Source organism: unidentified bacterial endosymbiont, assembly GCF_918797525.1.
Lineage (GTDB): Bacteria > Pseudomonadota > Gammaproteobacteria > Enterobacterales > Enterobacteriaceae > Enterobacter.
Genome location: NZ_OU963893.1, coordinates 90,190 through 101,688, shown reverse-complemented (window position 1 = coordinate 101,688; position 11,499 = coordinate 90,190). Strand labels below are relative to the sequence as shown.

Below are 11,499 nucleotides of genomic sequence, written 5' to 3'. Positions count from 1 at the left end.
AAGCCGGTGTTACATCGCTTTTTTGGTCAACTCGATAACGCGCAGTTTCGCGATCGCCTTGGCCAGCTCCGCAGACGCCTGAGCGTAATCCACGTCGCCATGAGAGCTACTAATATGCTCTTCGGCTTTGCGCTTCGATTCCAGGGCTCGCGCTTCGTCGAGATCCTGGCCGCGAATTGCAGTATCAGCCAGAACGGTCACACTACCAGGCTGCACTTCAAGAATGCCGCCGGACAGATAGATAAACTCTTCATGACCGAACTGTTTAACGATGCGGATCATACCAGGCTTAATGGCGGTGAGCAGCGGCGCGTGACCCGGGAAAATACCCAGTTCACCTTCACTACCCGTTACCTGGATTTTCTCGACCAGACCAGAGAACATTTGTTGCTCTGCGCTGACGACGTCCAGGTGGTAAGTCATTGCCATATCACCCTCCGATTAAGGCGTTAAAGTTTTTTGGCTTTTTCCACGGCTTCGTCGATGGAACCAACCATGTAGAACGCCTGCTCTGGCAGGTGATCGTATTCGCCTTCCATGATGCCTTTAAAGCCACGGATGGTGTCTTTCAGGGAGACGTATTTACCCGGAGAACCGGTGAATACTTCCGCAACGAAGAACGGCTGGGACAGGAAGCGCTGGATCTTACGCGCGCGTGCTACCACCAGTTTATCTTCTTCAGACAACTCATCCATACCCAGGATAGCGATGATGTCTTTCAGTTCCTGGTAACGCTGCAGCAGGGACTGTACGCCACGCGCAGTGTCGTAATGTTCCTGACCCACGACCAGTGGATCCAGCTGACGGCTGGTGGAGTCCAGCGGGTCAACGGCCGGGTAGATACCCAGAGACGCGATCTGACGGCTCAGTACCACGGTTGCATCTAAGTGAGCAAAGGTGGTGGCAGGAGAGGGGTCAGTCAAGTCATCCGCAGGTACGTATACTGCCTGAACGGAGGTGATAGAACCGGTTTTGGTCGAAGTGATACGTTCCTGAAGTACACCCATCTCTTCCGCCAGCGTAGGCTGATAACCTACCGCTGAAGGCATACGACCCAGCAGTGCTGAAACTTCAGTACCGGCCAGGGTGTAACGATAGATGTTATCAACGAACAGCAGAACGTCACGGCCTTCGTCACGGAACTTCTCAGCCATGGTCAGGCCAGTCAGCGCTACGCGCAGACGGTTTCCTGGCGGCTCGTTCATCTGGCCATAAACCAGGGAAACTTTATCCAGAACGTTGGAGTCAGTCATTTCGTGGTAGAAGTCGTTACCCTCACGAGTACGCTCACCAACACCTGCAAACACGGAGTAACCGGAGTGTTCGATCGCGATGTTACGAATAAGCTCCATCATGTTTACGGTTTTACCTACACCCGCACCACCGAACAGACCGACTTTACCGCCCTTCGCAAACGGACACATCAGGTCGATTACTTTGATACCGGTTTCCAGCAGTTCCTGAGAGCTGGACAGCTCTTCGTAGGAAGGTGCTGCGCGGTGGATAGCCCAACGCTCTTCTTCACCGATGTCGCCTTTCATGTCGATGGGTTGACCCAATACGTTCATGATGCGACCCAGTGTCGCTTTACCTACCGGGACTTCGATCGGGTGCTCAAGATCTTTAACTTCCAGACCACGACGCAGACCGTCAGAAGAACCCATTGCGATGGTACGCACAATACCACCACCGAGCTGCTGCTGAACTTCCAGCACCAGGCTCTCGTTACCATTTTGTACCTCAAGAGCATCGTACACGCGCGGTACGGCATCCTGAGGGAATTCGACGTCAACCACGGCGCCGATTACCTGGACAATTTTTCCAGTAGCCATCTTGAATCCTCTACGAATTAACCTGGTTATACCGCGGATGCACCACCGACGATCTCGGTGAGTTCCTGAGTAATGCTGGCCTGACGAGCTTTGTTGTATACCAACTGCAGCTCTTTAATCAGGCTGCCGCCATTGTCGGTCGCGGCTTTCATCGCCACCATACGTGCGGCCTGCTCGCTGGCCAGGTTTTCTACCACGCCCTGATAAACCTGTGATTCAACGTAACGACGCAGCAGGGTATCCAGCAGCGCTTTCGGATCGGGTTCATACAGGTAATCCCAGGCTTTTTGCTTAAGCTCTTCATCTTCTGATGCCGGTAAAGGCAGCATCTGAGTGAGCGTTGGCACCTGAGACATGGTGTTAATAAATTTGTTGCTGACAACGTACAGTCTGTCCAGACGGCCTTCATCATAGGCCTGCAACATCACTTTAACCGGACCGATCAGTTCGGACAGGGATGGATTATCACCCATACCGGTCACCTGAGCGACAATGTTGCCGCCAACGGAGTTAAAGAAAGAGACGCCCTTAGAGCCGATCATTGCGATATCGCACTGAACGCCTTTTTCGGACCATGCTTTCATATCCGCCAGCAGTTTTTTGAACAAGTTAATGTTCAAGCCGCCACACAGACCACGGTCGGTCGACACCACCAGGTAGCCCACGCGCTTAACGTCGCGTTCTTCCAGGTATGGGTGCTTGTATTCCAGATTACCGTTTGCAAGGTGACCAATCACTTTGCGCATGGTTTCTGCATAAGGACGGCTGGACGCCATGCGATCCTGCGATTTACGCATTTTGGAAGCGGCGACCATCTCCATCGCTTTAGTGATCTTCTGCGTGTTCTGGACGCTTGCGATCTTACTACGTATCTCTTTTGCGCCGGCCATGAGCTTCTCCTCAATGCCAGACGGCTTGCCCAAAGACAAGCCGTCGGACGATTACCAGGACTGGGTTGCTTTGAAGGAATCGAGGATAGCTTTCAGCTTGCCTTCGATTTCGTCGTTATAGCCACCGGTCTGGTTGATCTCTTGCATCAGCGGAGCGTGATCACGGTCGACGTAAGCCAGCAGAGCGGCTTCGAAGCTACCGATTTTCGCCAGTTCCACATCTTCGAGGTAACCGCGTTCAGCCGCGAACAACACCAGGCCCTGCTGAGCAACAGACATTGGCGCGTACTGTTTCTGCTTCAGCAGCTCGGTCACTTTCTGACCGTGGCTCAGCTGTTTACGGGTTGCTTCGTCCAGATCGGAGGCGAACTGAGAGAACGCGGCCAGTTCACGATACTGAGCCAGAGCGGTACGGATACCACCGGACAGTTTCTTGATGATCTTGGTCTGAGCAGCACCACCCACACGGGATACGGAGATACCTGGGTTAACCGCCGGACGAATACCGGAGTTAAACAGGTTGGTTTCCAGGAAGATCTGACCGTCGGTAATGGAAATTACGTTGGTCGGAACGAACGCAGAAACGTCACCCGCCTGAGTTTCAATGATCGGCAGAGCGGTCAGAGAACCCGTTTTACCCTTCACTTCACCTTTGGTGAAATTCTCGACGTATTCCGCGTTAACGCGGGAAGCACGCTCCAGCAGACGAGAGTGGAGGTAGAATACGTCGCCCGGGAATGCTTCACGTCCTGGTGGACGACGCAGCAGCAGGGAAACCTGACGATATGCAACAGCCTGTTTAGACAGGTCATCGTATACGATCAGCGCATCTTCACCGCGGTCACGGAAGTATTCGCCCATTGCGCAACCGGCATACGGCGCCAGGTATTGCAGTGCAGCGGATTCAGAGGCGGTTGCCACAACAACGATGGTGTTAGCCAGTGCGCCGTGCTCTTCCAGTTTACGAACCACGTTAGAAATGGTGGACGCTTTCTGGCCAATAGCCACGTACACACATTTGATGCCGGAGTCACGCTGGTTGATGATGGCGTCGATTGCCATCGCGGTTTTACCGGTCTGACGGTCACCGATGATCAGTTCACGCTGACCACGACCGATTGGGATCATGGCATCAACGGACTTGTAACCCGTCTGAACAGGCTGATCAACAGACTGACGGTCGATAACGCCCGGTGCGATAACTTCGATTGGGGAGAAGCCATCGTGCTCAACTGGACCTTTACCGTCGATTGGCGCACCCAGGGTATTAACGACACGACCCAGCAGGCCACGACCAACCGGTACTTCCAGAATACGGCCAGTACACTTAACCTTCATGCCTTCGGCGAGGTCAGCGTATGGACCCATCACCACTGCACCTACGGAGTCGCGCTCCAGGTTCAGTGCGATAGCGTAACGGTTACCCGGCAGGGAAATCATCTCACCCTGCATACAATCGGCCAGGCCGTGGATACGGATAACACCGTCACTTACAGAAACAATAGTACCTTCGTTGTGAGCTTCGCTCACAACATTGAACTGAGCAATGCGCTGCTTGATCAGTTCGCTGATTTCGGTGGAATTCAGTTGCATGCTCCAGTCCCCTTAAGACTGCAAGACGTCTGCAAGGCGTTCAAGACGGCCGCGTACGCTGCCATCAATGACCATATCACCCGAGCGGATGATTACGCCTGCCATTACAGACTTATCGATTTTGCAATTCAGCTTAACTTTGCGTGACAGACGTTTTTCCATCGCGGCGGTGATTTTCACAAGCTGCTCTTCACTCAGTTCAGTTGCAGAAGTTACATCGACTTCTGCAGTGGCTTCACTGAGGGCACGTAAGTGCTCAAACTGCTCGAGAACATCCGGGAGCACACGGAGACGACCATTTTCAGCCATAACCTTAATCAGGTTCTGACCGTTGGCATCCAGTTGCTCTCCGCACACGGCGATAAACGACGCGGCGAGGGTATCAGGTGCTAATGCACCAGACAGCAACTCGGCCATTTGTTCGTTTTTCGTCACCTCAGCGGCAAACGCCAGCATGTTCTGCCAGCGATCGACATTTTGGTGTTCGACAGCAAAGTCAAAAGCTGCTTTGGCGTAGGGGCGAGCTACCGTAACAAATTCAGACATCAGCCCCTCCCTCCTTACAGTTCAGCGACAAGTTTGTCCACGATGTCGCTGTTAGCAGCGACATCCACGGAACGTTCGATGATCTTCTCGGCGCCAGCAACAGCCAGAATCGCAACCTGCTTACGCAGTTCTTCACGGGCACGTTTACGCTCGGCATCAATTTCAGCCTGAGCTTGTGTCACGATCTTAGTACGTTCCTGTTCTGCTTCAGCTTTGGCTTCATCCAGGATCTGAGAACGGCGTTTGTTAGCCTGTTCAATGATTACCTGAGCTTCAGCTTTCGCTTTTTTCAGCTGGTCTGTCGCGTTGGCCTGTGCAAGGTCCAAATCTTTCTTAGCGCGTTCTGCGGAAGCCAGACCGTCAGTAATTTCTTTCTGACGTTTTTCGATGGCAGCCATTAAAGGCGGCCATACATACTTCATGCAGAACCAGACAAAGATAATAAACGCGATGGCCTGGCCGAGGATTGTTGCGTTCATGTTCACAGCACAATACCTCTTTAATTTCTGTGGCTTAGGGTTTTAAAACAACTACTACGCGACAGCAAACATCACGTACAGACCCAGACCAACAGCGATCATTGGGATTGCATCCACCAGACCCATAACGATAAAGAACTGAGTACGCAGCAGAGGAATCAGATCCGGTTGACGCGCTGCGCCTTCCAGGAATTTACCTCCGAGGATGCCGATACCGATCGCAGCACCGATAGCCGCCAGACCCATCATCACAGCGGCAGCCATGTACAGCAGATCCATATTCAGGTTTTCCATGACAGTCTCCAGTTTGTTTCAATTAAAACGTAGTAGTGTTGATAAAAAATCAGTGCTCTTCAGACGCCATCGACAGATAGACGATCGTCAGAACCATGAAGATAAAGGCTTGCAGCGTAATGATCAGGATGTGGAAAATGGCCCATGGCACATTAAGAATCCACTGTGACCACCACGGCAGAAGACCCGCGATCAGAATGAAAATCAGCTCACCCGCATACATGTTGCCGAACAGTCGCAGACCCAGTGAAACAGGTTTGGACAGCAGGCTAACGCCTTCCAGGATCAGGTTGATCGGAATAAACGCCCAGTGGTTGAACGGCTGCAAGGTAAGCTCTTTCACAAAGCCGCTTACGCCTTTCATTTTGATGCTGTAGAAAAGAATCAGGATAAACACGCCCAGCGCCATCGACAGGGTGATGTTTACGTCCGCAGACGGTACAACACGCAGTGCAGGCAGACCGAAGATGTGCTCGCCGATAAACGGCAGCAGGTCGATAGGCAGCAGGTCCATCATGTTCATCAGGAAGACCCAAACGAACACGGTCAGGGCCAATGGAGCAATCAACTTGCTCTTACCATGGTACATGTCTTTCACGCTGCCATGGACGAAGCCGATGATCATCTCAACGAACGTCTGGAACTTCCCTGGAACACCGCTGGTCGCTCGTTTAGCAACACCGCGGAACATGGCCAGGAACAGAAGACCCAAAACCACCGAGAAGAACATGGAGTCGATGTTGAGCGTCCAGAAGGTGGCCGGGGGGTTATGCGGATCCACCAGCGAGAATGTACGCAGGTCCAACTGAAGGTTATTCAGATGGTGACCTATGTAATCCTGCGGCGTCATATTTTCTGAAGCCATGATGCCTTTTACCCTTTGTTATTGATTACAGCTGGAGCCAGAACTTGTACCACCAGCACCAAAACCCACGTCGCTATCAGCGGCATAAATACCACTTTCAATACCGCCAGCGCCATCACCAGTAGAGCAAAGGTCAGCAACACCTTACACACTTCGCCGAGGGCGAAGGACCAGGCCACGCGGCCTTTGGCGGGTGTATGCACCTGATGACGCCAGGCAAAAATCATGAACAACACGTTTGGCAGAACAACCGCCAAACCCCCGCATACGGCGGAGATGCCCCAGAAGGGGTCTTTGAGGCTAAACAGCAGTCCACTTGCTATCACAGCCAGAAACTGAATGAACAGAAGCTTACGAGCAACGTTTCGACTCAAGAGCGACACAGACATCACGTTTTTACTCCTGCTCCCTTCGAGGTATGCCGCGTGTCGTATAAAACGTCCTTTGAGGCTCTGAGTCAAGCATCAAAAAGCGGTCAAATTATACGGTGCGCCCCCGTGATTTCAAACATTAAGTAGCGAAAAGGTGAATAAATGTTTAAATATTTTTCCCCAGCGCTATTTTTTAACTTTTGTTGAAAGCGCCACCCTTCGGTCAAAACTGCAAACAGCGCGAAAACGTTGACGATAAAGCGTGCACGAGATCACAAAATGCACATTTACGATAAGGTTGTATTTATCAAAGACGTAAATCGTACTATTTCATCTTTCTGAAATTAAAGAAAAAATATCGCAACTTTTTTCAAAACAGCCCTGTATACAATAAAAACCTTTTATTGACATTTTTAATAAATATTTAACATTGCATTCTGGTTGCCTCAGCCCACTTTTAGCAGCCTGATATTTTCATTGTTGATTATCCTCACGGTGAACAATCCCGATAAAGTTAACCAACAGAAACACCCTGGTAACGACAAGGTTAAACTAACCTCCGCCAAATCCTTTTCGTTGTGCTGTCTTTTAACACATAAAGAACAGCACAAATTCCACAAATTTTATTATATTTTTAAAAATTGTTTGGCTTAATTATCACCAGATGGCGTTCCCCATCCAGTTGAGGGATCTGTAATTTCTCAATTGACTCCACTGCAAATCCCTCCGGAAGCTGGCCAATTTCATCCGCCGGAATTTGGCCTTTAAGGGCAAAAAACCGGCCATTTTCTGCAGGCAAATGCTGACACCATCTGACCATGTCATTAAGTGAAGCAAATGCACGGCTGATAACCCCGTCGAAGGGCGGCTCAGATGGAAACGCTTCTACCCTGCTCTGTACAGGCGTAATGTTTTCAAGCTTTAGTTCATGCTGCACCTGGCGTAAAAAGCGCACGCGCTTGCCAAGGCTGTCCAGCAGCGTGAAATGACACTCAGGACGCACGATAGATAGCGGGATACCCGGCAGACCGGGGCCTGTACCGACGTCGATAAAGCGATCGCCACGCAAATAGGGCGCAACCACGATGCTATCGAGAATATGACGGATTAGCATCTCGTTGGGGTCGCGCACCGACGTCAGGTTGTACGCTTTATTCCATTTGTTCAACATATCGACATAGGCCACCAGCTGGCTTTTCTGGTGATCGGTGAGCGAAATACCTGCCTGATCCAGCAGACGAGAGAGTTTATTGAGCACGGTGGGTACCTGTTTAAATACTTATTGGCGGATTGCTGTAGGCCCGGTAAGCGCAGCGCCACCGGGCAATTTTCAAGGGGCTATGCGCTGCGGCGCAGCATGCCCTGTTTTTTCAACCACACCAGCAGAATCGAAATTGCGGCAGGCGTGACGCCGGAAATACGCGACGCCTGGCCGATCGACACAGGTTTGTGATCGTTGAGTTTGGCGATGACTTCGTTTGAGAGCCCCGTCACCTGGCGATAGTCGAGCATTTCTGGCAACAACGTGTTTTCGTTACGCTGCTGTTTGTCGATTTCATCCTGTTGACGCGCGATATACCCTTCGTATTTCACCTGAATTTCAACCTGCTCAGCCGCTTCAGCGTCTTCAAGGCCCGGTGAGAATGGGCTTAGCGTCACCAGGTTGGCATAGGTGACTTCAGGACGTCGCAGCAAATCTTCTCCACTGGCTTCGCGTGAGAGCGGCGCAGTTAAGTAAGCGTTCACTTCAGCTGCGGTTTCTGCCTGCGGATTTACCCAGGTTGTTTTCAGACGCTGACGTTCCTGCTCGATGCATTCCAGCTTCTCGTTGAAGCGCGCCCAGCGTTCGTCATCCACCAGGCCCAGCTCACGGCCCATTTCGGTCAGACGCAGGTCGGCATTATCCTCGCGCAGCATCAGGCGATATTCCGCGCGAGAGGTAAACATACGGTACGGTTCTTTGGTACCCAGCGTACAGAGATCGTCAACCAGCACGCCCAGATAGGCCTGAGAACGACCCGGCGCCCAGCCCTCTTTCTCGGCAGAGAAACGTGCGGCGTTCAGACCCGCAAGCAAGCCCTGAGCGGCAGCTTCTTCGTAACCGGTGGTGCCGTTAATCTGGCCCGCGAAGAACAGCCCCTGGATGAATTTACTCTCAAGGGTAGGCTTCAGGTCACGTGGGTCGAAGAAATCATACTCAATAGCGTAGCCCGGACGCACAATTTTCGCGTTCTCCATGCCCTGCATTGAGCGCACAATTTGCATCTGCACATCGAACGGCAGGCTGGTGGAGATGCCGTTCGGGTAAATTTCGTTAGAGGTCAGTCCTTCCGGCTCCAGGAAGATTTGGTGTTGGTTTCGATCGGCAAAACGCATCACCTTGTCTTCGATCGACGGACAGTAACGTGGGCCGATCCCTTCGATCACGCCAGCGTACATTGGGCTGCGATCGAGATTATTACGGATTACGTCGTGCGTTTTTTCGTTGGTGTACGTGATGTAACACGGTACCTGCTGAGGATGCTGTGCCGCATTGCCCATGAACGAGAACACCGGCAGCGGGTTATCACCGTGCTGCGGCGCCAGTACGCTGAAATCAATGGTTCGCGCGTCAATACGCGGCGGGGTTCCGGTTTTCAGGCGGTTAACGCGCAGCGGCAGTTCACGCAGACGGCGAGAGAGTGAAATTGATGGCGGATCGCCAGCACGGCCGCCGCTGTAGTTATCGAGACCGATATGGATCTTACCGTCCAGGAATGTCCCCACGGTCAGCACAACCGCTTTTGCCCGGAATTTCAGCCCCATCTGGGTTACTGCACCGACAACGCGATCGTTCTCAACGATAAGATCGTCAACGGCCTGCTGGAAGATCATCAGGTTTGGCTGGTTCTCCAGCGCGGTGCGCACGGCCTGACGGTAAAGCACACGGTCAGCCTGTGCCCGGGTTGCACGGACGGCAGGGCCTTTACTGGCGTTTAGTATCCTAAACTGGATCCCTGCCCGATCGATCGCTTTCGCCATCAGGCCGCCAAGTGCATCCACTTCTTTTACCAGGTGTCCTTTCCCAATGCCGCCAATCGCCGGATTACAGGACATTTGTCCCAGCGTGTCGATATTGTGTGTCAAAAGCAGGGTCTGCTGACCCATCCGCGCCGCGGCCATTGCGGCCTCAGTGCCTGCATGACCCCCGCCAATGATGATGACGTCAAAAGGATCCTGATAAAACATGGTGGTCTGCCTCGCGTAAAGCGGTATGAAAAATGGTTTGATGCCCGGGCCGTGGATTCTACTCAACTTTCGTCTTTCGAGAAAGCACCGGGATCCTGGGTTATTAAAAGAAGATCTTTTTATTTAGAGATCTGTTCTATTGTGATCTCTTATTAGGATCGCAGACTTCTGTGGATAAGCCCGATCTTATAAAGAAGATCATGCCTTTAGAAAGGATCGTTTGCTGTTAGTGATCGGTGATCCTGGACAGTATAAGCTGGGATCAAAGAGGTACTTTATACACAGGCCAAAAACAGATTCAGGGTTATTAATGGGATAACTACGGGTTAATACGAGCTTTTAACCAGAGTTATCCACATCTGTTTGCGTAATCTTTAACCTAATTAGAGTAATTTTTTCCATTCACCCAGCCAGATCTCGGCTGGATCTTCCGGAATATCGTGATCGAGGATGTTGATCTTCAGCGTCTCACCCACCTGTTTTGCTCCACATGAGGTGACAGCAGCTTCGATTTTCTCTATTGCACCACAGAAAGTGTCATATTCACGGCTACCGATACCCACCGCGCCGAAACGGACGTTTGTCAGGTCAGGCTGTTGTTCCAGCAGATCTTCATATAAGGGTTGCAGGTTGTCCGGAACATCGCCCGCGCCGTGCGTGGAGGAGATCAGTAGCCAGATCCCTGCAGTCGGGAGGTCTTCAAGCAACGGTCCATGCAGGGTTTCGGTGGAAAAGCCCGCATCTTCCAGCTTTTCAGCCAGATGTTCCGCAACATATTCTGCGCCGCCCAGGGTGCTGCCACTGATAAGAGTAATGTCCGCCATTGATCGCTCGCTCAGATAAAGAGGCGGACATTGTACGCTGTGAACGAGCTGGGATCTACCTGTGGAAAATGTGGGAATGAAATTGCCCGATCATGGGCGGATGGTGCGCATGATCGGGTTTTGCAGGGAGATCAGGGTCTCGGTGGACTGAATTTCATCGATTGTTTGGATCTTGTTGATAAGTACCTGCTGAAGGGCATCAATGGAACGACACATCACTTTAATAAAGATGCTGTAGTGCCCGGTGGTGTAATACGCCTCGGTCACTTCTTCGAGGGCGTTCAGCCTGGCGAGGGCAGAGGGATAATCTTTTGCACTTTTGAGAATAATGCCAATAAAGCAGCATACGTCATAACCCAGATGTTTAGGGCTAACGTCTATACGCGCACCAGTAATGATCCCCGCCTGTTTCATTTTCTCTACGCGGACGTGAATAGTCCCCGGGCTGACGGCAAATTGTTTCGCCAGTTCGGCGTAGGCGGTACGTGCATTGGCCATTAGCGCCTCCAGGATGCTGCGGTCGAGATTGTCGATCTGATAATTTTCCATAGGTTTTTCTTATCTTGATTATTCAATA

At 51.7% G+C, this 11,499-nt stretch carries 13 protein-coding genes; all 13 read right to left on the bottom strand.

Annotated features, from left to right (window positions below; all coding sequences use genetic code 11):
• Window positions 1-9 precede the first annotated feature (9 nt).
• The 13 genes from NL510_RS00495 to asnC all read right to left on the bottom strand — a co-directional run bounded on the left by NL510_RS00495 (window position 10) and on the right by asnC (window position 11,471).
• Window positions 10-429, bottom strand: a complete 420-nt coding sequence (locus NL510_RS00495) for a F0F1 ATP synthase subunit epsilon (protein WP_006177560.1) — start codon at window positions 427-429, stop codon at window positions 10-12.
• Window positions 430-449: 20 nt separating this feature from the next.
• A complete protein-coding gene (gene atpD, locus NL510_RS00490) occupies window positions 450-1,832 on the bottom strand; it encodes a F0F1 ATP synthase subunit beta (protein ID WP_006177559.1) in 1,383 nt (460 codons plus the stop codon).
• 26 nt (window positions 1,833-1,858) lie between these two features.
• Window positions 1,859-2,722 carry a F0F1 ATP synthase subunit gamma gene (gene atpG / locus NL510_RS00485; RefSeq protein ID WP_253380737.1) on the bottom strand — a complete coding sequence of 288 codons (864 nt, stop codon included), beginning with the start codon at window positions 2,720-2,722 and terminating at the stop codon, window positions 1,859-1,861.
• 51 nt (window positions 2,723-2,773) lie between these two features.
• Window positions 2,774-4,315, bottom strand: a complete 1,542-nt coding sequence (gene atpA, locus NL510_RS00480) for a F0F1 ATP synthase subunit alpha (protein ID WP_028017764.1) — start codon at window positions 4,313-4,315, stop codon at window positions 2,774-2,776.
• A 12-nt stretch (window positions 4,316-4,327) separates the two neighbouring features.
• Window positions 4,328-4,861: a F0F1 ATP synthase subunit delta gene (gene atpH / locus NL510_RS00475; protein WP_253380735.1), complete on the bottom strand. Its 534-nt coding sequence runs from the start codon at window positions 4,859-4,861 to the stop codon at window positions 4,328-4,330.
• A 14-nt stretch (window positions 4,862-4,875) separates the two neighbouring features.
• Window positions 4,876-5,346, bottom strand: coding sequence for a F0F1 ATP synthase subunit B (atpF, locus tag NL510_RS00470; RefSeq protein WP_253380733.1), 471 nt, complete (start codon window positions 5,344-5,346; stop codon window positions 4,876-4,878).
• Between the two features lie 48 nt (window positions 5,347-5,394).
• Window positions 5,395-5,634, bottom strand: a complete 240-nt coding sequence (gene atpE / locus NL510_RS00465; RefSeq protein WP_000429386.1) for a F0F1 ATP synthase subunit C — start codon at window positions 5,632-5,634, stop codon at window positions 5,395-5,397.
• A gap of 49 nt (window positions 5,635-5,683) precedes the next feature.
• Window positions 5,684-6,499, bottom strand: coding sequence for a F0F1 ATP synthase subunit A (gene atpB / locus NL510_RS00460; protein WP_253380731.1), 816 nt, complete (start codon window positions 6,497-6,499; stop codon window positions 5,684-5,686).
• Between the two features lie 8 nt (window positions 6,500-6,507).
• Window positions 6,508-6,888 (bottom strand): F0F1 ATP synthase subunit I, encoded by a 381-nt coding sequence (atpI, locus tag NL510_RS00455; protein ID WP_159126025.1) that lies wholly within the window; start codon window positions 6,886-6,888, stop codon window positions 6,508-6,510.
• 616 nt (window positions 6,889-7,504) lie between these two features.
• Window positions 7,505-8,128, bottom strand: a complete 624-nt coding sequence (gene rsmG / locus NL510_RS00450; RefSeq protein ID WP_253380729.1) for a 16S rRNA (guanine(527)-N(7))-methyltransferase RsmG — start codon at window positions 8,126-8,128, stop codon at window positions 7,505-7,507.
• 80 nt (window positions 8,129-8,208) lie between these two features.
• Window positions 8,209-10,098: a tRNA uridine-5-carboxymethylaminomethyl(34) synthesis enzyme MnmG gene (mnmG, locus tag NL510_RS00445; RefSeq protein WP_253380727.1), complete on the bottom strand. Its 1,890-nt coding sequence runs from the start codon at window positions 10,096-10,098 to the stop codon at window positions 8,209-8,211.
• Window positions 10,099-10,481: 383 nt separating this feature from the next.
• Window positions 10,482-10,922: an FMN-binding protein MioC gene (gene mioC / locus NL510_RS00440; RefSeq protein ID WP_253380725.1), complete on the bottom strand. Its 441-nt coding sequence runs from the start codon at window positions 10,920-10,922 to the stop codon at window positions 10,482-10,484.
• A 90-nt stretch (window positions 10,923-11,012) separates the two neighbouring features.
• A complete protein-coding gene (gene asnC / locus NL510_RS00435) occupies window positions 11,013-11,471 on the bottom strand; it encodes a transcriptional regulator AsnC (protein WP_253380723.1) in 459 nt (152 codons plus the stop codon).
• Window positions 11,472-11,499 lie beyond the last annotated feature (28 nt).